This window comes from Yimella radicis, from assembly GCF_054778255.1.
On the sequence record NZ_BAAGZR010000003.1, the window covers coordinates 193,890 to 218,759 of the forward strand.

The following is a 24,870-nucleotide window of genomic DNA, read 5'->3' on the forward strand; positions in this document are numbered from 1 at the left end:
GAAAATGTTTCGGGCAGGCAAATTCGTGCTCACGGTGAGCCCGGCGACGGGTGAGCGCCGAGGGTCGCGTGCGCGTCTGCCGCGGCCGGGGTGGACAACGGCGTCGCGTTCGCCGGACGGGTGTCGGACGGCGGGTCGACCTCCTCCATCCACGCGAGCAGCCCCCCCACCGCCGAGGCGCATCCGCCGCATCCGGTGGTGGCCCGGGTGCGTGCGGCGACCGCCTCGACGTCGCGGTCACCCGCTGCGTGCGCGCCGACGATCTCCCGCTTCGTCACGCCGTTGCACCGGCAGACGGTGGCGTTGCCGGGCATGGTCGCGAGGTTGGTGCGGTCCGCACCCTGGCCCGCGCCCGTGCCGGTCGGCAGCTCGGCGAAGAGCAGATGGGTGGGGTCCTTCGGCGTGGGTGTGCGCCGCTCGAACGCCGCGGTGAGGTCGGCCGCAAGGTCGGGCGCGCCGATGCAGGTCGCGGCGACGACCCGGTCAGCCGCGACCTCGACACTCACGTGCCGACCGGCGCCCGGGTCGCTGAGGGTCACCGTGCGTCCGGCACCACCGGCACCACCGGCGGCGCCCATGGTGACCACCGAGAGTCCGCGCGCCTTGAGGGTGACGACGGCATCGGCAGACCCGGAGGCACGAACCGGCCGGCCGACGAGGTCGTGGGCGAGGCGTCGAGCCTGCTCCCAGCCGGGCGCCAACATCCCGGTCCAGCGGCCCTCCTCCTGGGCGCAGTCGCCGATGGCGGCGACGGCCGGGTCTTCGGGGCTACGCAGGTCGACACCGACGACGATGCCGTGCTCGACCGGAAGCCCTGCCGCACAGGCGAGTTCGGTGCGCGGAACAACTCCCGCACTGGCCACGACGAGGTCGCTCGGCAGCTCGGCGCCGTCGGCGGTGCGCAGCCCGCAGACCGCGCCGTCGTGGCCGATCACGTCGACCACCTCGACATCGAGCAGCACCCCGATGCCCTGGGCGCGCAGCGAGTCGGCGAGCACCTGTGCCGCAGCGGCGTCCAACTGGCGATCCATCAGGGCCGGCGTCCGGTGCACCACCGTCACTTCGGCGCCGCGATGGGCGAGGCCGCAGGCGAGTTCGATGCCGAGCAGCCCACCGCCGAGCACGGTGATCCGGCGGCCGGGGCGCGCCGCCGCCGCCAGGTCGCGGCAGTCGTCGATGGTGCGCAGCGTGCGCACACCGCGAAGATCGTCGGTGGGCAACGGAACCCGTGGTTCGGCGCCGGTGGCCAAGACCAGGGTGTCGTAGTCGTGAACCACGCCGTCGGCGTCCGTCACCGCCTTCGCGGCGCGGTCGATCGAGACGACCGTGGTGTCGGTGCGCACGACGACCGGCTCGGACGCGGCCGGCAGGGTGAGCGCGTTGATGTTCGCCCGACCGGCGATCACCTCCGAGAGCAGGAGCCGGTTGTAGGGCAGGTGCGGTTCGGCCCCGAGCACGGTCACCGCGACGGCGCCCGGGGCGGCGAGTGTCTGCAGTTCCTCGACGAAGCGGGCCGCGACCATGCCGTGGCCGGCCACGACGACGCGGTGTGCATTGGAGTCGCCGCTCATGTCGCCGCTCATGTCCCTGCTCCGTGCTCAGCAGGCGACACGTCGACCGCGCACACCTTGAACTCCGGCATCCCGCTCACCGGATCGGTGGCCGGGTTGGTGAGGTCGTTGCAGAACTGGTTGTCGCCGTCGCCGTGGAACGGCACGAACACACAGTCGGGCCGCACCGCGGTGGTCACCCGCGTCGGAGCGACGAACGAGCCACGCGCCGAGGTGATGCGCACGGGTGTGCCGTCCTCGACGCCGATGCGGTGGGCGGTGAGCGGGTGCACCTCGGCGAACCGGTGCTCGCCCGGCCGACCGAGGGCCGCGACGCGGGCGGTCTGGGCGCCCGACTGGTACTGGCGCAGCACGCGTCCGGTGAGCAGGTAGGTGCGCGCGCCCTCGCGCAGATCGTCGTCGACCCCGACGACCGACGGCACGACCGCCAGCGCCCGACCCGACGGCGTCGCAAACCGGTCGAGGAACATCCGTGGGGTGCCGCTGTGTTCGCGGTCGGGGCACGGCCAGTACACCGGTTCGCGGGCCACCCGCTCGTGATCGGCTCCGGCGTAGTCGGCGCGGCCGCCGGCGCTGGCCCGCCCGAGCTCGGCGAACACCTCGATCGGGTCGGTCGCGAATTGCACTGGTGCACCGAGACGTTCGGCGAGTTGCGCCCAGATGACGAGTTCGTCGCGCACCCCGTCGGGCGGGTCTGTTGCTCGGGCCCGTTGCAGGATGCGTCCTTCGAGGGAGGTCATCGTGCCGTCCTCCTCGGCCCACTGCGGCACGGGCAGCACGACGTCGGCGAGCCGGGCCGTCGCCGAGGGCACGAAGTCGGCGACGACGAGCAGGTCGAGACTGGCGAGCCGTTCGCGGACGGTGCCTGCGTCGGGTGCCGAGACGGCGGGGTTGGCACCGTGCACGAAGAGCACCCGTGGGCCGCCGGGACGACCGAGCGAGTCGAGCAGTTCGACCGCGGGGCGGCCCGGCCCGGGGATGGCGTCGGGATCGACACCCCACACCTTTGCCACATGCGCCCGTGCCTGCGCGTCGGTGATGCTGCGGTAACCGGGCAGTTGGTCGCACTTCTGGCCGTGTTCGCGTCCGCCCTGCCCGTTGCCCTGACCGGTGAGGCAGCCGTAGCCGCTGCCGACGCGACCGGGCAGCCCGAGCGCGAGCGCCAGGTTGATCGCTGCGGTGACGGTGTCGGTGCCGTGCGCGTGCTGTTCGGCGCCGCGTCCGGTGATGACGTAGGCCCCCGCTCCCCCGCGATGGGGTGCGGCGGCCAGGAGCAGTTCGGCGGCCCGCCGGATCTGATCGGCGGGCACACCGGTCGCCTGCTGGGTGAGCTCGGGCCACCAGCACGTAGCCGCGGCTGCCACCGCGCCCCAACCCTCCACGCGGGCCGCGAGGTAGTCGTCGTCGGTGCCGCTCGCCGCGATCACCGCGTGCAGCAGGCCGAGCAGCAGCACCACGTCGGTGCCGGGCAGCGGCCGCAGATGCAGGCCGGCCCCGTCGTCGGTGAGCGCCGCCGTCGCACTGTGCCGCGGATCGATGACAATCAGACCGCCGCGCTGCCGGGCGCCGGCCAGGTGCCGGGTCATCGGCGGCATCGTCTCGGCCGGGTTGCTGCCGACCAGCAGCACCGCGTCGGCGCCGCCGAGGTCGGCGAGCGGGAAGGGCAGACCGCGGTCGAGCCCGAACGCCCGGTTGCCCGCCGCGGCGGCCGACGACATGCAGAACCGGCCGTTGTAGTCGATGAGGGCGGTGCCGAGGGCGACCCGCGCGAACTTGCCCAGGCTGTAAGCCTTTTCGTTGGTCAGGCCACCGCCGCCGAAGACCGCGACCGCGTCGGGACCGTCGGCCCGTTGCGCCGCACGGACGGCGGTGACGATCCGTTCGTACGCCTCCTGCCAGGTCGCCGCGCGTAGTTCACCGCCCGCGTCCCGCACCATCGGCGTCGTGATCCGGTCGCGCACCGCCAGCAGTTCGGCTGCGGTCCAACCCTTCTGGCACAGACCGCCCTGGTTGGTCGGGAAGTCACGGGGCTGCACCGCGAGCGTGCCGTCGTCAGCCGGTTCGAGCCGCATCGCGCACTGCAGCGCGCAGTAGGGGCAGTGCGTATCAGTGCCGATATCAGTGCCGGTCGTGCCCGTCGTGCTCGTCCGCCGCTGCGGCGAGTCGAGGTCGGTGAGCGTCATCGCCACGCCTCAGATCCGGTGGCTGCCGAGGGCAGAACCCTTGCGGCCGTACGCCGCCCACGTGATCGCCGCCATCAGTAGGTAGACCCCGAGGATCACCAGCAGCGCGGGCACGATCGTGCCGGCCGGGTGGGCGGCGTCGATGGTGTGCGACTTGGAGAGCGCGAAGCCCTGCGGCACCAGAAACCCGCCGAAGGCACCGATCGCGCCGACGATCCCGATCGCGCCGCCCGCCGTCCGCACCGCCGTGGCCCGACCGGCCGGCGAGCGGTCGGTGGCCGTCACGTCGAAGACGGCGGGGATCATCCGGTAGATCGATCCGTTGCCCACGCCGGTGAACACGAACAGCCAGCAGAAGCTGACCATGAAGAGCCCGAAGTCGTTGGCGCGCAACGCGATCACCGCACCGCCGGCGCCGACCGCCATCGCCAGGAAGGAGACCACGGTGACCACCCAGCCGCCGACCCGGTCGGCGGCGATACCGCCCAGCGGACGGCTCAACGAACCCACGAGGGCGCCGAGGAAGGCGAGCTTGAGACCTTCGGCCGGAAACGCGTCGTGCAGCAGTTTCGGGAAGACTCCTGCGAACCCGATGAACGAACCGAAGGTGCCGATGTAGAGCAGCGACAGCAGCCAGGTGTGCGGCATCCGGGTGGCCCGTCGCATCGAGCGCCCGTCGTTCGCCGCCATCGTCAGGTTGTCCATGAAGCGCCAGGCGAGCAATGCCGCCAACAGCGCGGCCGGCACGAAGATCCAACCGGCTGCTGGGAGGTTTGGGGCGGTCGCCGTCGCGGCTCCCCAGACCACCACGAAGGGCACGACGAACTGCACCGCCGCCGTGCCGAGATTGCCGCCGGCCGCGTTGAGCCCCAACGCTGCTCCCTTGCGGGCGGCCGGGAAGAAGAAGGAGATGTTGGTCATCGACGAGGCGAAGTTGCCGCCGCCGAACCCGGCCAGTGCAGCGACGAGCAGCAGCACGGGGAAGGGCGCCAGATTCTCCAGCGCGACCACCAACCCGAGGGTGGGCGCGAGCAGCAGCAGCGCCGACATGATCGTCCAGTTGCGACCGCCGAACCGCGGCACCGCGAAACTGTAAGGGATGCGCAGTGCCGATCCGACGAGCACCGGCATCGACAGCAGCCAGAACTGCTGGCTGTCGGTCAACGCGTTCGTGCCGACGTAGCCGAAGGCCGCCAGTTGCGGCACGACGATGCCCCAGAGCGCGAACACCCCGAACCCGAGAAACTCCGCCAGCACCGACAACCCGAGGTTGCGCCGTGCGATCGAGCGGCCGTGCGCCACCCACTGGGCGGGGTCTTCGGGGTCCCAGCCGTCGAGCCAACGTCCCGGCCGACGGGCGAGCCCGTCGGCGGTGTCGACGGTGTCGACGGGAGGGGCGAGCGCCAGATCGGTCGGCTCGGTGGTTGTGGTGACCATGAACGCCTCGCACGCAGGTGCCCACCCGGACGGTGAGCGAGTGCGAGGAACGCTATGGACGCCGTGTTTCGTCGGCCGACTGCTTGCGTAACACGCAGGTCACACCGACCTCACCGCCGCGGCCACGCGTGGTGAAGCGTCCTGACCTGCGCAGATCCACCCCCCGAAGGAGGCGTGGAGTGACCCACGTCACGTGGGTCGACCGCGAGGTGCGGCGCCGGTCAGGCCAGTCCGACGTCTTGCAGGCTGAACGCGGACAGGTAGGGCACGCCCAGACCGTCCTCGATGACCTGCTGCGCACCGGTGGCGCGATCGACGATGGTGGCCACGGCGACGACCTCCGCGCCCTCGTCGCGGGCGGCCTGCACCGCGTCGGTCGGCGACGCGCCGGTGGTGGTGGTGTCCTCGACCACGAGCACCCGGCGGCCCTTGATCGACGGTCCTTCGATGCGCTGCTGCAACCCGTGGGCCTTGCCCTGCTTGCGCACCACGAACGCGTCGAGCCGGTCGCCGGCGGCCGCGGCGGCGTGCAGCATCGAGGTGGCCACCGGGTCGGCGCCGAGGGTGAGTCCGCCGACGGCGTCGAAGTCGAGTTGCTTGGTCAACTCGCGCATCACACGTCCGACCAACGGGGCGGCCTCGCCCGACAGCGAGATGCGGCGCAGGTCGACGTAGTAGTCGGCCTCCTTGCCGGAGGAGAGCGTCACCCGACCGTGCACGACGGCCTGCTCCTTGATGAGCTCGAGCAGGCGGGCGCGGTCGGCGGCGAGGTCGACCGGGGTGTTGGAGGTGGTGGCGAAGTTGTCGGCAGCGGCGTCAGTCACGGCTCACAGCCTAGAGCGGGAGCGCTCAGTCCTTGTTCGGACGGTGACGGCGCACCAGCTTCGGTTTGCGCACGATCGAGCGGGGCACGACGCGCAGGAGTCCGGCGGCGATCTTGTACTGAACGCCCGGAATGCTGAGGATCTTGCCCCTGTCGACGTCGGCCAGGCCGTCGGAGACCAGCTTGTCGGCGTCGAGCCACATGAAGTCGGGGGCGGCCTGGCGGGCCTTGATGCCGGCGCGGTCGTGGAACTCGGTGCGGGTGAAGCCGGGGGCGAGCGCGGTGACCTTGACGCCGGTGTCGGCGAGTTCGACGGCGAGCGACTCGGAGAAGACCGTGACCCACGACTTGGCCGCCGAGTAGGTGCCCGACGACATGAAGCCCGCCACCGAGGAGACGTTGACGATGTTGCCGGCCCCGCGCTCCTTCATCGCCAGGGCGGCGGCGTGCGAGAGCACGAGCACGGCGCGCACCAGCACGTCGAGCATCTGCTCCTCTTCCTCGACCGTGTTGCGGATGAACGACTTGCGCAGGCCGAACCCGGCGTTGTTGACCAGCAGGTCGACCGGACGCTGCCGGTCGCCGACCCGGTCGGCAACGGTGCCGAGTTGGGTGCGGTCGGCGAGGTCGGCGGGCAGCACGTCGACCCGGATGCCGTGCTGCGCTTCGAGCTCGGCGCGCAGCGCCTCCAGCCGGCTCTTGTCACGGGCGACGACGACGAGGTCGTGGCCGCGCGCGGCGAGCTGGTGGGCGAAGGTCTTGCCGATGCCGGCGCTGGCGCCGGTGACGAGTGCGGTAGGCATGGCGCCGATCCTAGGTCGCGCCACCCATGAACCCACCCATGAACCGGCCCGACCCGGGCCGTCGGTGGCGGCGATTAGGCTCGGGCCGTGCGTATTGCGACCTGGAACGTCAACTCCGTCCGCTCCCGAATCGACCGCGTGATGGGCGTGCTCGAACGGCACGACCTCGACGTGTTGCTGCTGCAGGAGACCAAGTGTCGTGACGACCAGTTCCCGACCCTCGACCTCGCGGCGAAGGGCTACGAGCTGGCCCACCACGGCCTCAATCAGTGGAACGGCGTGGCCGTGATCTCCCGGGTCGGGCTCGACAACGTGCAGATCGGCTTCCCGAGCATGCCCGGCTTCGGCGAACCCATCGCACCCGAAGCCCGCGCGATCGGCGCTACCTGCGGTGGCGTCCGGGTGTGGTCGCTGTACATCCCCAACGGACGCGAGATCGACCACCCGCACTACCACTACAAGCTCGACTGGCTGTCCCGGCTGCGCGACGACGCCGCGGGCTGGCTGGCCGACGACGCGGACGCGCAGATCCTGCTCGCCGGCGACTGGAACATCGCGCCGACCGATGACGACGTCTGGGATGTCGCCTTCTTCGAGGGCAGGACGCATGTCACCGCACCCGAACGTGCGGCCTTTCAGGCCATCGTCGACGCCGGCTTCAGCGACGTCGTCCGACCCTTCACCCCCGGCCCGGGCGTCTACACCTACTGGGACTACACGCAGTTGCGTTTCCCGAAAAAGCAGGGCATGCGCATCGACTTCGCGCTGGCGTCCCCTGCCCTCGCCTCCCGGGTCACCGACGCGATGATCGATCGCGAGGAGCGCAAGGGCAAGGGCGCGTCCGACCACGCGCCCGTGGTGGTCACGCTCGACTGAAGCCGCGGCGGTTAGGGTCGTCCCGGCCGTTCAACACCGGGAAAGCAGAGCATGAGCAATTACGACCCCGAGCACCCGTACTCCGAGGAGCCGACCCGGGCGACACCGCGACTCGACCCGAGTGCGCTGAACAAGCCGCATACACAACCGATCGACGGCTCATCCGGTACGCGCGAAGTGCCCTACGGCTCGCCCCCGCCTGATCGGAGTTACGGGCAGAGTTACGGGCAGGGTCATGCCCAGGGTTACGGCCGGCCGTCGTACGGCGCCGGGCACGAGCAGTACAACCCCTACGGCGGCAACGGCTACGACCCGTCCGTGAACGATCAGTCACCGCAGAACCCCTACGGCGCACCCCAGCAGTACGGGCAGCCTGCGCAGTACGGCGCGCCGCAGTACCCGAATCCCTACGGCAATCAGTACGGCAATCAGTACGACAACCAGTACGGCTACGCGCCTCCGGGCGGCTTTCCCCAGCAACCGCAGACCAACGGCATGGCGATCGCGGCGCTGGTCACGTCGCTGGCCGGCTGTCTGTGCGGGTTCGGCTTCCCCATCGGTCTGGTCCTGGGCTTCATGGCGCTGCCGGAGGCCAAGCGTCAGAACGACAGCGGATCCAAGGGGATGGCGATCGCCGGCATCGTGATCGGCGGGCTCGGCACGCTGTTGATCGTCGGCTACATCGTGCTCATGGTGGTCTGGGGAATCGGCTCGTCATGACCATTCAGCCCGACGTGCAGCCCGACGTGCAGCCCGCCGTCCAGCACGACATGGTCGTGATCGGTGCAGGGTTCTCCGGTATCGCGATGACGATCGCGGCGAAGGCCGCCGGACGCGACGTGCTGGTGCTGGAGAAGGCCGACGAGATCGGTGGCACCTGGCGCGACAACCGCTACCCGGGCGTGGCCTGCGACGTCGAGAGCCACCTGTACTCCTACTCCTTCGAACTCAACCCGGACTGGTCGCGCGCCTACGCGCCGGGCGACGAGATCCAGGACTACCTGCTGTACGTCGTCGAGCAGTACGACGTCCGCCGGCATGTGCAGTTCGGCGCGGCCGTGCAGCAGGCGTGGTTCGAGGAGCAGACCTCGCGCTGGGAGGTCGCCTACTCCACACCCGACGGACGACTGGAGACCGTCACCTGCCGCGACCTGGTGCTCGCCGTCGGCTCGTTGCACGTGCCGACCGCCCCCGCCATCCCCGGCCTCGACGCGTTCCAGGGCGAACTGATGCACACCGCCACCTGGGTGCCCGGCACCACCGCCACCGGCAAGCGGGTCGGCGTCATCGGCACCGGCGCGAGCGCCGTCCAGGTGATTCCGGAACTGGCCGCGGACGCCGCGGCGCTTACCGTCTTCCAGCGCACACCGACCTGGGTGATGCCCAAGAACGACCACGAGATCTCCGAAGCGACCTCGGAGCGGTACGAGCGCCGTCCGGCGCTGATGAAGGCGCGACGAGCCAAGATCAGGGCCGCCAACGAGACTCGCGCGCTGGGGTTCGTCAAGCAGCCCGCGCTGATGAAGGCGGTGCGCCTGCGCGCCATGCACCATCTGCGATCGTCCGTCGACGACGAAGAGCTGCGCGCGCAGCTGACGCCCGCCTACACGCTGGGTTGCAAGCGAATTCCATTGTCGGACAACTACTTGACGGCACTCTCACGCCGCAACGTGAAGCTGGCGACCGAGCCGATCATCGATGCGGGACCGAACGGTCTGGTAACCGCCGACGGTGTCGACCACCCACTCGACCTGCTGGTGTTGGCGACCGGGTTCGATCCGAGCGCCGCCTGGAAGTCGGTCAATGTCTTCGGCGCGAAGCACGCCTCGCTGACCCAGCGCTGGGAGGAGGGCATCGACAGTTACTACGGCGTGACCGTGCCCGACTTCCCGAACATGTTCATGCTGCTCGGGCCGAACGCGGAACTCGGCCACACCTCGGTGCTGCTGATGATGGAGGCCCAGGTCGAACTGGTCGTGAAGTTGCTCGCCGAGCGTGACCGCCGCGGTGCGAAGCTGGTGAGCGTGCGTCCGGAGGTCGTGCCGGCTCACATGGCGCAGATCGATGAGCGCAGCGCCGACACCGTGTGGCAGCGGGGCGGATGCAGCAGCTGGTACCTCGACAAGGGCGGCCGCAACCGCATCCTCTGGCCGGGTACGGTCGCTGAGTTCGAGCGTCGGGTCCGCAACCCCGAATGGGTCGACTACGAGTTCACCAGCCGCTGAGCGCACCGATCAGAGCGCGGTGGTTGCCCGCTCACCGTCGATGCGTTGCAACGGCTTTCGACCGAGGAACCATGACAGCAGCGCCGCCACAGTGGCAGCGATCGCCGCCCCGAGGAAGACGGTGTTGACCTGTCGCACGCCGGCCGCGCGGTAGTCGGCCTCCGTCGGCGCCGAGATCGCCGAGATCTCCTGGTAGTACTGGTGCAGTCCGATAGCGGTCAGCAACGCGAGTCCCACGACCATGCCGACCATCCGCGAGACGACGATCAGCGCCGAGGTCACGCCGTGGTCGGACTCGCGCGCGTCGGCGAGCGCCGCGTCGTTGACCGGTGCGATCGCGAGGCCGACGCCGAGTCCGACGGCGATCAGCACCACGGTCGCCTGAGCGGTGTCGAGGACATTTCCGCTCCACCGTGACATCGCGAACAGCCCGACCGCGGCAAGCGCCAGACCCACGGCGGAGACGATGCCCGGGCCGACCTTGCGCAGCAACCAACCGCCCACGAGCGCACCGACGGGTACCGCGATCAGGAACCGGACGAGGATCACCGCAGCCTCGGTCTGGTCATCGGTCACCGTGAGCCGGGCCAGGATCGGCACGTCGACGACGATCGCGACGATCGCGGTGCCCACCAGGAGGGAGACCGCGAGGGCCGGCAGGACGCGTCCGACCACAGCGCCACGGGCGATGAGTGGTTCCTTCGCCCGCCGGTGCCACCACAGGTAGACGGCCATCGCGATGAGTCCGAGTGGCAACAACCACAGACCCATCGGTCCGACGACCTCGGTCTCGGGGTTGGCCGAGGAGAACGTGAGCACCAGGCAGCCCAGCACGGTCGCGATGAGCAACGCCCCGAACAGGTCGGCACGGCGCAGGATCGGCCACCAGTACCGCGCCGACAGCACCAACAGCGCGGACAGTGCGCCCAGACCCCAGAGCCCGACCGGTGTCATCAACCGTGCGTCGTGTCCTTCGTAGGGCACGAACGGGTCGCCGTACTCGATCGAGGTGGTCAGTGATTCGGGTGCGACGAGCGCGAGACCGAGCAGCGCCACGCAGGCCAGTGCGGCGACGGCCGTGAGGGCGTGCCACCACCGCGGAATGGTCGTCGAGGCGAGTTCGCTGCGCGAACTGCGGCCACCGGTGAGGCGGATGAGGATCGCCAGCACGATGCCGCCGATTCCGTTGACCCAGAAGATCGCTCGCCAGTCCCACAGGTGCAGGATCAAGGCGCCGAACAACGGGCCGAGCACACTGCCGACCTCCTGCACGGCGCCGACCACACCGAACGCCGTCCCCCGTTGGCCGACGGGCCAGAGCGAAGCGACGATCGCGAGCGTCGCGGGCACCAGGCCCCCGCCGCCGATGCCCTGAAGGACGCGTCCGGCCACCAGTACCGGCAGATCGACCGCGACCGCGGTGATTGCCGAGCCGACGGTGAACAACGCGAGGCACCACATCAGGATCCGCTGGCGATCGACGAGATCGGCCAAGCGTCCGATCAGGGGCAACACCGCGATGTATCCGAGCAGGAACCCGCTGATGATCGGGGTTGCCTTCTGAAGTGCGTCGATGCCCAGCCCGACGCCCTGCATCATGTCGGGCAGGGCGAGGACGACGACGTAGGTGTCGGCGGCGGCGAGGGCGACGGCGACGGACGCCGTGGCCAGCAGCGCCTTAGGGCGCTGTGATGTCAACCGTCTGCCCGTAGTTGGTGAAGGTCAGGTCGTAGCGTGTCTTGTCGCTGCCCTTGAAGAAGGGTCCGATCACCTGCGCCGAGCGCACCTGATTGTCGTCGGTGAGTCCGTACTTCACCGAGAACGTGCCGGTGCCGTCGCCCATGTAGAGCACCGCCTTGATCGCGCTGCCCGGCAGCGAGCCGGTGATCTCCTGGACGATGTCCTTGCCATCGCGCAGTTTGCCGCCGAGCTTGGCGCCCTTGGTCTGTGGCAGGAGCGTCGAGACACCCTTGTCCTTGCTGAACAGCACGTTCGGGTCGGGAGCACCGTAGGTGTTGGGGTTTATCGTGGTGGTCTTGGCGGAGAACGGCATCTTCGCCCACGTCTTGCCGTCGACCGAGGTCACCGGCACCGACGCGGCGAGCGACCCGGCCTGCACGTTGAGGGTGCCCTTGAAAGCAGGCTTGGCGATGACGTCACCCTCGCCGGACAGCACCCCGCTGCTGTCCTTCGGCACGTCCGTGCCCTGCAGCTTGAAGTGGTACCCGGGGGTGCCGTCGAGCACCTTCTTCGCCTCGGTGAGTCGGTCGGTGGCGGTCAGTTCCTTGCCGGACGAGCCGGTGGGCCCCTCCTTCTCGTCCTTGGTGCTGCTGCACCCGGTCACAAGCAAGGACGCCGCCAGAACAACGGCGCCGGCCGTACTGAGTGCGGAGGACTTCGAAGTGCGTACGCGCATGGGAACCAACCTATCCATCGAGATGCCCGTCCGGGCCGACTTGTCCGACGCGCGGGTAACCCCGGAAGTTCCCGCAGCCGACCGCGCGTCGGACACGACGGTGTTCGATGAGTCAGCGTCCGTCGGCGAGGCGTTCCCAGGTGCGCGTACCGACGACGCCGTCGACCTTCAGTCCGACCATCCGCTGATAGCGCCGCACCTCACGTTCGGTGGCCGCCCCGAACTTCACGTCGGCCTTCAGACCGGAGTCGAAGCAGGCATTGAGCGCCAGTTGCAGGAGTTGGACGTCGTTCGTGCTCATCCCCCGGCGCAGCTTCTGCCGGCCCGCGGTTCGGGCGATCAACGCGCACCAAGTCTTGGGTCCGACGATCATGTCGGTCTTCAGTCGGCACCGCGCCTGGAAGTGCTTGACCAGTTGCTGCGTCTGCGGGTCGTCACCGGCGTTGCCGCCGCGTCCTCGGCCAGCGCGGACGGATTCCACTACCCGAAGGTGCGTCCTGGGCTGGTGCACTAGGACGACGTGCTGCTGCCGCTGTTCGTTCCGACACGAACGACGCGGGGTGCGTGCCGCAGCCGGGCAATTGCCCCGTATTCGTGTTGGCTGGCAGGCATGACCTCCCTCGACCGCCACACCGTCCTCGCCTCGGACGGAGCCCTGCTCGCGGCGTACGTCCGCCGCCCTTCCGAGGCAACTGCACTCGACGCACCGACCGTCGTCCTCGCCCATGGCTGGACGCTCACCCACCGCTCCTGGCACCGGGTGGTCGATGCCCTCGGCGACGGCGTGCGCGTCGTGTTGTGGGATCAACGCGGACACGGCGAGTCCACTCTCGCCGGCGGCCGGCACCGCTCGTCCGGTGAATCGGTCGGCCGTCTGGGGCAGGACCTGCGCGAGGTGATCGCAGCCTTGGTGCCCGACGCATCGCCGCTGGTCCTCGCCGGCCACTCGATGGGCGGCATGACCGTCATGGCCTACTCCGGCACCGCGACACCCGAGGAGATCGACCGCGTCCGCGGCGTCGTGTTCTGTTCCACGGCAGCCGGCGGGCTGCGCGGCACCGGCCTGCCCGGCGAGCAGAAGATCATGCGAGCCTTGTCGAGGCTGCCGTTCCGCGGACGGCCGGGACGGCTGATCCGGGACAAGCGACAGCGCGAGTACCTGTTCGGTGCCGATGCCCGCGACGAGGATGTCGCGCTCACCACGGCGCTCACCGGCGGGGCCAGCCTGATCACCTACGGAGCGTTCTACGGCGCCTTGATGAAGCACGACGAGGTGGCTGCGCTGGCCAGGCTGGAACACACGCCGACGACGGTGATCGTCGGCGGACGCGACAAGCTGACGCCGAAGGTGTTGGCTCGTCGTATCCACGAGGAGATGCCACACGCGCAGCTCAAGGTCCTGGACGACCGCGGGCACATGGTGCCGTTGGAAGAACCCGAGGTCGTCGTCGGCGCGATCGAGCAGTACCTCGGCTGACGGCTGCGGCCCGTTCTGTGCACAGCAAGAAACGCCCCGAGGTCCTTTCGGATCCCGGGGCGTTTCCCGTCCTCAGCTGAGCGTGAGCTCCGGCTTGTCTGCGTCCTTGTCGACGGTGACCGTGTCGCCATCGCGCACCTCGCCGGACAGCAGTGCCTTCGCCAGACGGTCGCCGATCTCCTTCTGCACCAGACGGCGCAGCGGACGGGCACCGTAGGCCGGGTCGTAGCCCTCGTCGGCCAACCACTGGCGGGCCGTCTCGGTGACCTCGAGCGTGATGCGGCGGTCCTTCAGACGCTCCCCGAAGGAAGCGACCTGCAGGTTGACGATCTCGGCGAGTTCGTCCTTCGACAGCGGTTCGAAGATCACCGTTTCGTCGAGACGGTTGAGGAACTCCGGCTTGAACGCGGCTCGGACCGCGGTCATGACCGACTCCTTCTTCTGCTCCGGCGACAGCGCCGGGTCGATGAGGAACTGCGATCCGAGGTTGCTGGTGAGCACCAGGATCACGTTGCGGAAGTCGATCGTGCGTCCTTGACCGTCGGTCAGTCGTCCGTCGTCGAGCACCTGGAGCAGGATGTCGAAGGTCTCGGGGTGAGCCTTCTCCACCTCGTCCATCAGCACGACGCTGTACGGACGCCGGCGTACCGCTTCGGTGAGCTGACCGCCCTCTTCGTAGCCGACGTAGCCGGGAGGGGCACCGATCAGGCGGGCCACCGAATGCCGCTCGGAGTACTCCGACATGTCGATGCGCACCATCGCGCGCTCGTCGTCGAACAGGAAGTCGGCCAGCGCCTTCGCCAGCTCGGTCTTACCGACACCCGTCGGACCGAGGAACAGGAACGAACCGGTCGGACGGTTGGGGTCGGCGATACCGGCGCGCGAGCGCCGGACGGCGTCGGACACCGCTCGCACGGCGGCGTGCTGACCGATCAGCCGCTTGCCGAGGAAGTCCTCCATCCGCAGTAACTTCTCGGTCTCCCCCTCGAGCAGACGTCCGGCGGGGATGCCGGTCCAGGCGCTGATGACGTCGGCGATGTCGTCGGGCCCGACTTCGTCCTTGACCATCGGGGCCTCGCCGCCTGCCTTCGACGAAGTGGCTTCGGCAGCCTGGGCATCGGCCATCTGCTGCTCGAGCGCGGGCAGGTCACCGAAGCGGATCTTGGAGGCACCGCCGAGGTCGCCCTCGCGCTCCAATCGGTCTGCCTGAGTGCGCAATTCATCGATCTGGGCCTTGAGGTCACCGACCTCGTTCAGCGACTTCTTCTCCGCTTCCCAGCGGGCGTTCAGCGCAGCGAGTTCGTCCTGCTTGTCGGCGAGGTCGGACTGCAGCTTGGCCAGTCGTTCCTTGGACGCGTCGTCGGTCTCGTTCTCCAGGTGGAACTGCTCCATTTTGAGTCGGTCGACCTGTCGTCGCAGCGCGTCGACCTCGACCGGGGAGGAGTCGATCTCCATCCGCAAGCGGGACGCTGCCTCGTCGACCAGGTCGATCGCCTTGTCCGGCAGTTGACGGCTGGTGATGTAGCGGTCGGACAGAGTGGCCGCCGCGACGAGCGCCGAGTCGGCGATGGCGACCTTGTGGTGCGCCTCGTACCGCTCCTTGAGGCCACGCAGGATCGCGACGGTGTCCTCGACCGAGGGCTCGCCGACGTAGACCTGCTGGAACCGGCGCTCCAGCGCGGGGTCCTTCTCGATGTGCTCGCGGTACTCATCGAGCGTGGTGGCTCCGACCAGGCGTAATTCGCCACGGGCGAGCATCGGCTTCAGCATGTTGCCGGCGTCCATCGCTCCGTCGCCGGAGGCTCCGGCGCCGACGACGGTGTGCAGCTCGTCGATGAAGGTGATGACCTGACCACCGGAGTTCTTGATCTCCTCCAGCACGGCCTTGAGCCGCTCCTCGAACTCGCCGCGGAACTTCGCACCGGCGACCATCGCGCCGAGGTCGAGGCTGATCAAACGCTTGTCCCGCAACGATTCCGGCACGTCCCCGGCGACGATGCGCTGGGCGAGGCCTTCGACGACGGCGGTCTTGCCGACGCCCGGTTCACCGATCAGCACCGGGTTGTTCTTGGTGCGGCGGGACAGCACCTGGACGACACGGCGGATCTCGGAGTCACGTCCGATCACGGGGTCGAGCTTGCCCTCGCGGGCGACCGCGGTGAGGTCGGTGCCGTACTTCTCCAGCGCGTCGAACTGACCCTCGGGCTCGGCGGAGGTCACCTTCGCGCCACCGCGGGTCTTCGGGATGGCGGCGGAGATCGCGTCGGCGTCCAGGCTGAACTGGCCGGTGCGCGCGAGCGCGAGCAGCAGATGGTCGGTGGAGACGAAGGAGTCGCCCATGGCGCTCATCTCCTGGCGGGCCTGCTCCAGCACGTTCACCAGCGAACGCGACATCGCAGGCTGACCCACCGAGGATCCGCTGGCGGCCGGGAGCGTCCGCAACGCTTCGTCGGCGACGCCCCGGACGGCGGCAGGTGAGGTGCCGACCGCTTCGAGCAAGGGGCCCGTGGTGGTGTCGGTCTGATTGACCAGCGCAACCAGCAGGTGCGCAGGTTCGATCTGGGGGTTGCCGGCGGTGATCGCCGATCGGGTGGCCGCGGACAGCGCTTCCTGCGCCTTCGTGGTCAGCTGAAGATCCACTCTCGGGACTCCTTCGGTTCGGACATACGTTTACGAGGTGACGCTGGCTCGCCCCACGCTACGCGGTGACGGACAACGTCGGCTATGTGAGTCAACGCCGCCGAAGTTGAGCCTATTCCGCTCAACTTTGGACATTCGCGTCGCGCCCGTCACGAGGCACCGGCTTGAGACTTGCCGTTCCCGAACTGCAGCACGGGTGCACGGCGACTGACGCTCCCTCAGCCCACCAGCGCCGAATGGACGTGCCCCGACCGTTCGCTGCGCTGTCCGAACCGCGACGCGGGATGCAACCGAGTCCGTAGACTGAACGTCGGCAGCAGGGTGGGAAAACTGCGACCCGCGCGATTCGATCCAAAGGAGGCACTCGATGTCCGCTGTGCAGCTGGCCAAGGGCCAGAATGCGCCACTGTCCGCCAGCCAGGTCGCCGTGACGGTGCAGGTCGGCGCCGCAGCAGACCTGTCCGCGCTGCTGCTGACCAGCGACGGCAGGGTGCGTGGTGATCAGGACATCGTGTTCTACAACCAGCCCGAGGGTCCCGGCGTCCGTTGCATCCCGCCGAGCGGTGGACAGCCCTGGCAGCTCCAGGTGCGTCTGGGCGAACTGCCGCCCGAGATCGAGAAGGTGCGTGTGGTGACCTCGCTGGACGAGGCCGGCCGCACCTTCGGCTCGCTGGTTTCCGCGCCGGTGGCTGTGGTGACCAGCGCCGACGGCGCACCGCTCGCTCAGGCCGAACTGTCCGGGCTGAGCAGCGAGTCGATCCTCATCGCCGTCGAGTTCTACCGGCGCAATGGCGAGTGGAAGCTGCGCTCGGTCGGGCAGGGTTACGGCGGTGGACTGGCCGACCTGCTGCGAGACCACGGCGCCGACGTCGCCGACGAACCTGCCACAGCGGCTCCGGTACCTGCGGCGAACACCCCCGCCTCGCAACCGGTTTCGACCCAGCCGCCGGCTCCAGCACCCCGCCGTCCGGACCCGTACACGTCCGACGCCATGGCTGCGCCATCCCCCGCGCCGGCACCGGCCGCCCCGCCGACGAGTCAGGGCGGCGACGACCCCTACGCCCAAGCACCGGCAGCACCCGCCGGGGACGACGGTTCCCGCCTGACCCGTGGCCGTCCGGTGAACCTGAGCAAAGGCCAATCGGTCAACCTGCGCAAGGACGACGGAAGCAACCTCAGCCTGGTCCGCATGGGCCTGGGCTGGGACCCCGTCCAGCGAGGCGGAATGCTGTCGCGACGCACCGCCGAAGTCGACCTCGACGCTTCCGCAATCCTGGTGGCGGGCAACGACATCGTCGACCTCGTCTTCTACAACCGGCTGTCGTCAGCCGACGGATCCGTGCGTCACACCGGAGACAACCGGACGGGTGCCGGGGACGGCGACGACGAGGTGATCATGGTCGATCTGAACCGCATCCCGGTGCACGTCACCAGCGTCATCCTTGTCGTGAGTTCCTACGAGGGGCATACGTTCCAGATGGTGCAGAACGCCTTCTGCCGGCTCATCGACGAGGCGGGCCGCGGCGGCGAGCTGGTGCGATACCAACTGTCCGGCGGCGATGCCACCACCGGCATGGTGATGGCCGCACTACGCCGCACTGGCTCGGGCTGGCGGATGCAGGCGATCGGCGAGGCAGTACAGGCACGAGTGCCGCAGGAGATCTTCCCGATGATGAGCCGCTTCGCCCAGTGAGAACGCCGTGACCGAACTCGTCAGCGGACAGAACCACCCGTGGCCCGAAACGCGGGTGACCGTCCGGCTACACGGGCGGGCCGACCTGTCGGCGTTGCTGCTCGGTAGTGATGCGAAGGTGCGGGACGAGCAGGACTTCGTGTTCTACAACGCACCGCACACGACCGGTGTGAAGTGGACGACCGATGCGCAAGACGGGCAGACCGTCCACATCGAGACCGCACACCTACCTGCTGAGATCCAGGTGGTCCGGCTGCTGGTGAGTGTCGACGACGACCAGCCGCCGCTCGCCGACGGTGTCGTCCAGGTCTCCGCCCACGGAGAATCGAGCGAAGTACGTTACGAACCAACTCGATTGGACGGCGAACGCTGCCTGATCGGGCTCGAGGTTTATCGCCGCAACGCTGCGTGGAAGGTGCGCGCCGTCGGGCAGGGCTGGCGCGACGGACTGCCCGCGGCACTCCAAGCACACGGGATCGACGTCGAGACACCTGAGGCCCCGATCGAAGCAGCAGCGCCGCCGGTTACACCACCTGCGATTCCTCTACCGAGGTCAACTCAACCCCCGGCCCACGGCAACCCCACTCAGGTGTTTGCCGGACCGGACGACGACACGGTGGCCGGGGCGTTGCGAGCGATCCGGAGCCTGCGCCACGACATCAGTCAGGCCCGGCGCGCACATCAGACCGCTCTCGCCTACGCCGCTGACAAGATGCTCGCCGCGCAGGAGAACGCACGCGGTGCAGTCGGTACAGCCGGGGTGCCGGCGTCCGTCGAGCAGGAGTGTGCCGAACTCGTGTCCCGTGCCGAGGGACGGTACGCACAGGAGGCCGAGGCTCTGCATAGCGAACTCGTTGCCGAGGAGTTCGCGATGCCCCTCCCCCTCGCGCGTCTGGATTCCCTGGACTGGGAGACGCTGGCCGCACGGGCGCACTCGCCCACGAACCGCGCGATCGACCGCAAGGATCACACAGCGTCCGTCATCCGCCTCGGCTCGCTGTACCCACCTCAAGGACCCTCGCTCAACCTGCCGATGCCACACACCTGGGCCGCACGTGCACTGATGTGGTCGGACGACCCGAACCGCCCACCGGTAGGAGCCGAGTGGGTGCACGGACTCATCGCCCGGATGATGGCACTCACCCCGCCCGGCGGGTTCGACGTCCAACTGGTCGACATCGACGGATCGCTGTCGTCGTCACTCGGACAGTTCGGTCCGGGCATCACCGACGACGTCACTCGCCATCGCTCGCCCGCCGAGTTAGTCTCGTTCGTCGATCAACTCGCGCACCGCGTCGATCTGGCACGGATGGCCGTCGAGTCCCGGATCCCCGACGCGCTGGATGACGTCCGGGACGACGCCCGTCACCTCGTGGTGCTGGCGCACTGGCCGCACGGGTACGACGAGCAGATCCAACGGCGCATCGCCGAGTGTCTGCCCTGGGGTTTCGCGCTCGACGTCCAGTTCGTCGTGCTGACCCAGATCGATGCCGCGGCCGAGCCACCGACGGAAGGCAGCGCGATGGAGGAGATGCTGCGTTCGGCGCTGTGGCTGCAGGACGGTCCGGAACCGAACCTGTTGGACGACACCGGTGTTGCGTGGTGCTTCGATCCCGAGGCGACGGCGAGTGCCCGCTCCGTGGCGGCCCGGATCACCTCGTCCGGTCAGCGGTCCTGAGTCCAGCCCTTGCCGGTCACGTCGTCGTCGAGCCAACCGTCGCGGTCTGCGGTCATCTCCTCGAACCGGGCGACCAGCGCTTTGGCGACGGCCGAGGTCGGGTCGTCGATGGTGTCGACCCGGACGTAGACCGCCCAGTCGTGGTCCTCCGAATCGTCCTCTCCGGCCAGCGCCTCACGGACGACGCGAACCTCGTCGAATTCTTCGTCGCGCAGCTCTTCGGCCACTTCGTCGGCGCCGTCGCGTTCGGGGAACACCAGCAGGTACTCGGTCACGCGCCCACCCTGCCACCGCGATCCTCGCCGAACAAAAGGGCGCACCGCACGCACGTAAGTTCGCTCGCAGGTCACTCGCCCGTCGCGGGCCCGTCGCCCGAACCACTTACCGTGCCCCTCGATGACTGGACGTTTCGTGGCGATCGGGGACTCGTTCACCGAAGGTGTGGGCGATCCGAACCTGTTGTATCCCAACGGGGTTCGAGGATGGGCCGACCGCATGGCCCGGCAACTGGGACGGGCCGACGACCGGTGGAAGTACGCGAACCTGGCGATCCGCAGTAAACTACTCGACGAGATCGTGCAGGGGCAGTTGCAGGACGCCATCGCGCTCGAACCCACGGTCGCCTCCTTCTACGCCGGTGGCAACGACATTCTGTCCATCCGGGTCGACATGAACTCGGTGATGGAACGCTACGAAGCGGCGTTACGCGAACTGACACACGCCGTCCCCGACGTTGTGCTGTTCACCACGTTCGACACCACCAGCAGCCGCGTACTCGAACCCTTCCGTCGCCGGATCTCCTTCTACAACAATGTGGTTCGCGATCTTTCCGTGTCGTACAACGCCATCCTGGTCGACCACACCCGCCTCTCGGAGTTCCGCGATCGGCGCATGTGGGCACCCGACCGCATCCACATGTCGGGCGCCGGACACAAGGTGCTCGCCGCCGAGGTGCTCAAGACACTCGGCATCCCGCACACGTTGAAGTTGCCGCAACTGGGTCCATGGGAGCCGCGGCCGTGGCGACAGGCGGTGCGTACCGAGAGCGCGTGGGTGCGCCACGAGGTGTTGCCGCTGTTGCGCCGACGACTCAGCGGCGTCAGGGAGGGAGATTCGCTCACCCCGAAGTGGCCCGAGCTCGTCCACCCGTCCGACGGCATGAAGCGGCTGGCGCGCTCCCGCGCGGGCGACGCCGTCTGGGTGCACGAGCACGTCGGCGCCACGGCCTGATCGATCGAGCCGGACAGCCGTACGACGGCCGTCCGGAAGGCAGAGTGGAGACATGAGCAACCACAAGGCAGAACAGAACAAGATCGTCGTCAGCCGCACCATCGAGGCTCCGGCCGACGCCATCTTCGACATCATCAGCAACCCCAAGCGCCACCCCGAGTTCGACGGCTCCGGCTTCGTGCGCAGCGAGGACCAGGGCGACCGGATCACCGCCAACGGCCAGGTGTTCACCATGAACATGGAAGGCGATCACATGGGCGGTGAGTACAAGACCGACAACCACGTCACCGGCTATGCCCACGACCGCCTCGTGGCATGGCAGACCGCCCCCGCCGGCACCGAGCCCAAGGGCTGGGAGTGGGTCTGGGAACTGGAGCCGAAGGGCCAGCACGAGACCGAGGTGACGCTCACCTACGACTGGAGCAAGGTCACCGACAAGGACTTGCTGAAGAAGATCAGTTTCCCGCTGGTCGAGAAGGACAAGCTGGAGCACAGCCTGCAGCGCCTGTCCGAACTGGTCTGAGTTCCTCTCGGGCACAACGTTCTACGAGGGTTCCGCGGCAACGTCGCGGAACCCTCGTGGTGTGCTCGCGGGCAGGAAGCTCGGTGCGCTCGCGCTCTGGCAGTTCCACGCCGGCCTGGCCTGGGCAGTGCTTGCGATGGCCGCCGTCGCCGGCGCAATCGTGGCCTGTTGGTACGCCAAGAGCCACGGACGCCAGGAAGCACCTACCGTGAATACTGTCGAAGAAGGAGTCACCACATGAGCGCATCCACCGCTTCCAGCACGCAGCACCACGTCGACCTCACCGAGTCGCGCGCCGCGCACAATTACCACCCGCTGCCCGTCGTCCTCGCCCACGGTGAGGGCGCCTGGGTGACCGACGTCGACGGCAACCGGTACCTCGACTGCCTCGCCGGCTACTCCGCGCTCAACTTCGGCCACGGCCACCCGCAGCTGATCGCCGCCGCCGAGACCCAGCTGCGCAAGCTGACCCTGACCAGCCGCGCGTTCTACAACGACCAGCTCGGAGAGTTCGCCGCCGAACTCGGTGACCTCGTCGGCAAGGAGGTCATCCTGCCGATGAACACCGGTGCCGAGGCCGTCGAGACGGCCCTGAAGGTGGCACGACGTTGGGGCCACGAGGTGAAGGGCATCCCGGCCGAACGCGGGCAGATCATCGTCATGGACGGCAACTTCCACGGCCGCACCACCACGATCGTCTCGTTCTCGACGGACGAGGAGGCGCGCGCCGGATTCGGGCCGTTCACACCGGGATTCGTGGTTGTTCCCTACGGCGACGCCGAGGCGCTCGAAGCCGCGATCAACGACGAGACGATTGCAGTGCTGATCGAGCCGATCCAGGGCGAGGGTGGCGTCGTGATCCCGCCGGCCGGCTTCCTCGGCCGGGTGCGTGAACTCTGCACGCAGCACAACATGCTGTTCATCGCCGACGAGATCCAGTCGGGTCTGGCACGGACCGGTCGCACGCTGGCCGTCGAACACGAGAACGTCGTGCCCGACATCGTCGTGCTCGGCAAGGCGCTCGGCGGCGGCATCCTGCCGGTCTCTGCGATTGCCGCGAACCACGACGTGCTCGACGTCATCACTCCGGGCAGCCACGGTTCGACGTTCGGCGGCAATCCGTTGGCGGCGGCGGTCGGACGCGAGGTCGTCGCGATGCTCGGCACCGGCGAATTCCAGGACGCCGCAAGCCGATTAGGTGCACGCCTCACCGAACGTCTCAACGGCCTCGGGGACGCGGTGGTCACCGTCCGCAGCCGCGGACTGTGGGCCGGCCTCGACCTCGATCCGAACGTGATGAGCGGACGCGACCTGAGTGTCGCGCTGATGCACCGCGGTGTCCTGGTCAAGGACACCCACGGCTCGACCGTGCGTATCGCTCCCCCGCTCGTGGCGTCCGAGTCGGACATCGATCTCATCGCCGACTCCATCTCCGAGTCACTGGCCGACGCGATTCGATGAGCTGTAAGCCGAGTGCGCCGACGTGGCACACCGAACAGGCCGCAAGCTGCACAACCCCGCCGGATCAGCGTTGACTGGACGCATGACAACCGTTGCTGATCAGCTCGTCGCTCAACTTCAGGACGCCGGCGTCCGCCGCATCTACGGCATCGTCGGCGACAGTCTCAACCCGGTGGTCGACGCCGTGCGCCGTACCGGCGGCTCGGCGAAAGGTGGGATCGACTGGGTCCACGTGCGCCACGAGGAAGCCGCTGCGTTCGCAGCCGGCGCCGATGCCCAGGTCACCGGTGAACTCGTCGCGTGCGCCGGCTCGTGCGGTCCGGGCAACCTGCACCTGATCAACGGCCTGTACGACGCGAATCGTTCGGGCGCGCCGGTGATCGCGATCGCGAGCCACATCCCGAGCTCCCAGATCGGCCAGGGGTACTTTCAGGAGACGCACCCCGACCGCATCTTCAACGAGTGCTCGGTCTACTCCGAGCTCATCTCCACCCCGACCCAGGCCCCCCGCGTGGTGGCGTCCGCGATCAGGCACGCGGTGGCCGAGCCGGGCGTCGCGGTCATCACCTTGCCCGGCGATGTCGCCGACGAGGAAGCGACGGCAGAAGCGCCCCGCTATGTTCCGGTCGAGCGCGGAGTCCTCACTCCCCCGGCGGCGGTCATGCAACGGCTCGCCGACGCCATCAACGCCTCCGACAAGGTTGCTCTCTTCGTCGGGCATGGCATCGCCGGCGAACACGACGCCGTCGTCGAGCTCGCCGACCTCATCGGTGCACCCGTCGGGCACTCACTGCGTGGCAAGGAGCTCATCCAGTACGACAACCCGTACGACGTGGGCATGACCGGCTTGCTCGGTTACGGCGCTGCGGCGGCCGGGATGGAGGACGCCGACCTGCTGATCATGCTCGGCACCGACTTCCCTTACGACCAGTTCTTACCCGACGTCACCACGGCCCAGGTCGACCGCGATGCCGCCGTGATCGGCCGACGTACCTCCGTGGACATTCCGGTACACGGTGACGTGGGTACGACCCTGCGCGCGCTGATCCCGTTGGTGCAGCGTAAGAAGAGCCGCACGTTCCTGGAGAAGACCCTCAAGCGTCACGACGGGCTCATGGACAAAGCAGTAGGCGCCTACACGCGCAACGTGGAGAAGAAGAAGCCGATCCACCCCGAGTACGCGGCGTCCGTCCTGGACCAAGTCGCGGCGGACAACGCGGTGTTCACCGCCGACACCGGCATGTGCAACGTGTGGAGCGCTCGGTACATCAACCCGCTCGGCTCGCGCCGCCTCATCGGCTCGTTTCTGCACGGATCGATGGCGAACGCGCTGCCGCAGGCCATCGGCGCACAGTTCGCCCAGCGCGACCGGCAGGTGATCTCGATGTCAGGTGACGGTGGCCTTGGCATGCTGCTGGGCGAGATGCTCACCGCGGCGGCCTACGACCTGCCGATCAATGTCGTGGTGTTCAACAACTCGACCCTGGGCATGGTGAAGCTGGAGATGCTGGTCGACAAGTTGCCCGACTTCGGCGTCGACGTGCCCGAGGTCAACTACGCCGCGATCGCAGCAGCCATGGGCTGGAAGTCGATTCGCGTGGAGGACCCGAAGCACTTGGAGAAGGCGTACCGGGAAGCGCTGGCGCACGACGGGCCGGCACTGGTGGACGTCGTGACCGACCCGAACGCGTTGTCGATCCCGCCCAAGGTGACCGGCACGCAGATCTTCGGATTCGCCACGGCGATGAGCAAGATCGTGTTCAACGGCGGCGCGGGAGAAGCGGTGTCGATGGCGCGGTCCAACCTGCGCAACCTGCCCCGCTGACGACAAGGA

Annotated in this window: 21 protein-coding genes; 11 read left to right on the forward strand and 10 right to left on the reverse strand. The window is 68.7% G+C overall.

The window, feature by feature from the left end:
• Positions 1-29: 29 nt before the first annotated feature.
• The 5 genes from ACYU8W_RS02720 to ACYU8W_RS02740 form a co-directional block, all read right to left on the reverse strand.
• Entirely contained in the window at positions 30-1,583 is a 1,554-nt protein-coding gene (locus ACYU8W_RS02720; protein WP_499466419.1) for an FAD-dependent oxidoreductase, read from the reverse strand.
• Complete coding sequence (locus tag ACYU8W_RS02725; RefSeq protein WP_129624678.1) at positions 1,580-3,754, reverse strand: molybdopterin oxidoreductase family protein; 2,175 nt, start codon at positions 3,752-3,754, stop codon at positions 1,580-1,582. The genes ACYU8W_RS02720 and ACYU8W_RS02725 overlap by 4 nt, the downstream gene beginning before the upstream one ends.
• Before the next feature lie 9 nt (positions 3,755-3,763).
• Positions 3,764-5,191 (reverse strand): MFS transporter, encoded by a 1,428-nt coding sequence (locus tag ACYU8W_RS02730; protein WP_499466421.1) that lies wholly within the window; start codon positions 5,189-5,191, stop codon positions 3,764-3,766.
• 221 nt (positions 5,192-5,412) lie between these two features.
• A complete protein-coding gene (gene pyrE / locus ACYU8W_RS02735) occupies positions 5,413-6,015 on the reverse strand; it encodes an orotate phosphoribosyltransferase (protein ID WP_129624680.1) in 603 nt (200 codons plus the stop codon).
• A gap of 25 nt (positions 6,016-6,040) precedes the next feature.
• Complete coding sequence (locus ACYU8W_RS02740; RefSeq protein WP_141929331.1) at positions 6,041-6,817, reverse strand: SDR family NAD(P)-dependent oxidoreductase; 777 nt, start codon at positions 6,815-6,817, stop codon at positions 6,041-6,043.
• Between the two features lie 87 nt (positions 6,818-6,904).
• Here ACYU8W_RS02740 and ACYU8W_RS02745 point away from each other — a divergent pair, with 87 nt between their 5' ends.
• From ACYU8W_RS02745 to ACYU8W_RS02755, 3 genes are read left to right on the forward strand one after another with little or no spacing between them, the layout of a single operon-like run.
• Positions 6,905-7,693, forward strand: a complete 789-nt coding sequence (locus tag ACYU8W_RS02745) for an exodeoxyribonuclease III (protein ID WP_499466424.1) — start codon at positions 6,905-6,907, stop codon at positions 7,691-7,693.
• 51 nt (positions 7,694-7,744) lie between these two features.
• Positions 7,745-8,413, forward strand: coding sequence for a DUF4190 domain-containing protein (locus ACYU8W_RS02750; protein WP_499466426.1), 669 nt, complete (start codon positions 7,745-7,747; stop codon positions 8,411-8,413).
• Positions 8,410-9,918 carry a flavin-containing monooxygenase gene (locus ACYU8W_RS02755; RefSeq protein WP_499466428.1) on the forward strand — a complete coding sequence of 503 codons (1,509 nt, stop codon included), beginning with the start codon at positions 8,410-8,412 and terminating at the stop codon, positions 9,916-9,918. Before ACYU8W_RS02750 ends, ACYU8W_RS02755 begins: the two co-directional genes overlap by 4 nt.
• Positions 9,919-9,927: 9 nt before the next feature.
• Here ACYU8W_RS02755 and ACYU8W_RS02760 read toward each other — a convergent pair whose 3' ends face one another.
• The 3 genes from ACYU8W_RS02760 to ACYU8W_RS02770 all read right to left on the reverse strand — a co-directional run bounded on the left by ACYU8W_RS02760 (position 9,928) and on the right by ACYU8W_RS02770 (position 12,815).
• Positions 9,928-11,616 carry an MFS transporter gene (locus ACYU8W_RS02760; protein WP_499466430.1) on the reverse strand — a complete coding sequence of 563 codons (1,689 nt, stop codon included), beginning with the start codon at positions 11,614-11,616 and terminating at the stop codon, positions 9,928-9,930.
• Positions 11,597-12,334 (reverse strand): LppX_LprAFG lipoprotein, encoded by a 738-nt coding sequence (locus ACYU8W_RS02765; RefSeq protein ID WP_499466431.1) that lies wholly within the window; start codon positions 12,332-12,334, stop codon positions 11,597-11,599. The genes ACYU8W_RS02760 and ACYU8W_RS02765 overlap by 20 nt, the downstream gene beginning before the upstream one ends.
• A 112-nt stretch (positions 12,335-12,446) precedes the next feature.
• Positions 12,447-12,815, reverse strand: coding sequence for a peptidoglycan-binding domain-containing protein (locus ACYU8W_RS02770; RefSeq protein ID WP_499466433.1), 369 nt, complete (start codon positions 12,813-12,815; stop codon positions 12,447-12,449).
• 129 nt (positions 12,816-12,944) lie between these two features.
• Between ACYU8W_RS02770 and ACYU8W_RS02775 the strand changes: the two genes are divergently transcribed.
• Positions 12,945-13,811: an alpha/beta fold hydrolase gene (locus ACYU8W_RS02775; protein WP_499466435.1), complete on the forward strand. Its 867-nt coding sequence runs from the start codon at positions 12,945-12,947 to the stop codon at positions 13,809-13,811.
• A 72-nt stretch (positions 13,812-13,883) separates the two neighbouring features.
• On the opposite strand, the gene clpB is transcribed toward ACYU8W_RS02775, so the two are convergent.
• Positions 13,884-16,451, reverse strand: coding sequence for an ATP-dependent chaperone ClpB (clpB, locus tag ACYU8W_RS02780; RefSeq protein ID WP_499466437.1), 2,568 nt, complete (start codon positions 16,449-16,451; stop codon positions 13,884-13,886).
• Between the two features lie 367 nt (positions 16,452-16,818).
• On the opposite strand from clpB, the gene ACYU8W_RS02785 reads away from it, so the two are divergent.
• Complete coding sequence (locus tag ACYU8W_RS02785; RefSeq protein ID WP_499466439.1) at positions 16,819-18,144, forward strand: TerD family protein; 1,326 nt, start codon at positions 16,819-16,821, stop codon at positions 18,142-18,144.
• A gap of 7 nt (positions 18,145-18,151) precedes the next feature.
• Complete coding sequence (locus ACYU8W_RS02790) at positions 18,152-19,822, forward strand: TerD family protein (protein ID WP_499466441.1); 1,671 nt, start codon at positions 18,152-18,154, stop codon at positions 19,820-19,822.
• Here ACYU8W_RS02790 and ACYU8W_RS02795 read toward each other — a convergent pair.
• A complete protein-coding gene (locus tag ACYU8W_RS02795; protein WP_499466443.1) occupies positions 19,810-20,097 on the reverse strand; it encodes a hypothetical protein in 288 nt (95 codons plus the stop codon). The genes ACYU8W_RS02790 and ACYU8W_RS02795 overlap by 13 nt on opposite strands.
• A 121-nt stretch (positions 20,098-20,218) precedes the next feature.
• On the opposite strand from ACYU8W_RS02795, the gene ACYU8W_RS02800 reads away from it, so the two are divergent.
• The 5 genes from ACYU8W_RS02800 (at position 20,219) to ACYU8W_RS02820 (ending at position 24,861) form a co-directional block, all read left to right on the forward strand.
• Complete coding sequence (locus ACYU8W_RS02800) at positions 20,219-21,052, forward strand: SGNH/GDSL hydrolase family protein (protein ID WP_499466445.1); 834 nt, start codon at positions 20,219-20,221, stop codon at positions 21,050-21,052.
• 52 nt (positions 21,053-21,104) lie between these two features.
• Entirely contained in the window at positions 21,105-21,575 is a 471-nt protein-coding gene (locus tag ACYU8W_RS02805; RefSeq protein ID WP_129624692.1) for an SRPBCC family protein, read from the forward strand.
• 61 nt (positions 21,576-21,636) lie between these two features.
• Entirely contained in the window at positions 21,637-21,816 is a 180-nt protein-coding gene (locus ACYU8W_RS02810) for a hypothetical protein (protein WP_239700932.1), read from the forward strand.
• Positions 21,813-23,036, forward strand: coding sequence for an ornithine--oxo-acid transaminase (gene rocD, locus ACYU8W_RS02815; RefSeq protein ID WP_499466447.1), 1,224 nt, complete (start codon positions 21,813-21,815; stop codon positions 23,034-23,036). Before ACYU8W_RS02810 ends, rocD begins: the two co-directional genes overlap by 4 nt.
• An 82-nt stretch (positions 23,037-23,118) precedes the next feature.
• Positions 23,119-24,861 carry a pyruvate dehydrogenase gene (locus ACYU8W_RS02820; RefSeq protein ID WP_499466449.1) on the forward strand — a complete coding sequence of 581 codons (1,743 nt, stop codon included), beginning with the start codon at positions 23,119-23,121 and terminating at the stop codon, positions 24,859-24,861.
• Positions 24,862-24,870: the final 9 nt, after the last annotated feature.

Excerpts from the sequence above, each read along its gene's own strand:
- ACYU8W_RS02805 (WP_129624692.1), top strand. The coding sequence starts at position 21,105 with ATGAGCAACCACAAGGCAGAACAGAACAAGATCGTCGTCAGCCGCACC.
- ACYU8W_RS02740 (WP_141929331.1), bottom strand. The coding sequence starts at position 6,817 with ATGCCTACCGCACTCGTCACCGGCGCCAGCGCCGGCATCGGCAAGACC.
- ACYU8W_RS02750 (WP_499466426.1), top strand. The coding sequence starts at position 7,745 with ATGAGCAATTACGACCCCGAGCACCCGTACTCCGAGGAGCCGACCCGG.
- ACYU8W_RS02730 (WP_499466421.1), bottom strand. The coding sequence starts at position 5,191 with ATGGTCACCACAACCACCGAGCCGACCGATCTGGCGCTCGCCCCTCCC.
- ACYU8W_RS02755 (WP_499466428.1), top strand. The coding sequence starts at position 8,410 with ATGACCATTCAGCCCGACGTGCAGCCCGACGTGCAGCCCGCCGTCCAG.
- ACYU8W_RS02820 (WP_499466449.1), top strand. The coding sequence starts at position 23,119 with ATGACAACCGTTGCTGATCAGCTCGTCGCTCAACTTCAGGACGCCGGC.
- ACYU8W_RS02775 (WP_499466435.1), top strand. The coding sequence starts at position 12,945 with ATGACCTCCCTCGACCGCCACACCGTCCTCGCCTCGGACGGAGCCCTG.
- rocD (WP_499466447.1), top strand. The coding sequence starts at position 21,813 with ATGAGCGCATCCACCGCTTCCAGCACGCAGCACCACGTCGACCTCACC.
- ACYU8W_RS02765 (WP_499466431.1), bottom strand. The coding sequence starts at position 12,334 with ATGCGCGTACGCACTTCGAAGTCCTCCGCACTCAGTACGGCCGGCGCC.
- ACYU8W_RS02800 (WP_499466445.1), top strand. The coding sequence starts at position 20,219 with ATGACTGGACGTTTCGTGGCGATCGGGGACTCGTTCACCGAAGGTGTG.
- ACYU8W_RS02785 (WP_499466439.1), top strand. The coding sequence starts at position 16,819 with ATGTCCGCTGTGCAGCTGGCCAAGGGCCAGAATGCGCCACTGTCCGCC.
- ACYU8W_RS02720 (WP_499466419.1), bottom strand. The coding sequence starts at position 1,583 with ATGAGCGGCGACATGAGCGGCGACTCCAATGCACACCGCGTCGTCGTG.
- ACYU8W_RS02725 (WP_129624678.1), bottom strand. The coding sequence starts at position 3,754 with ATGACGCTCACCGACCTCGACTCGCCGCAGCGGCGGACGAGCACGACG.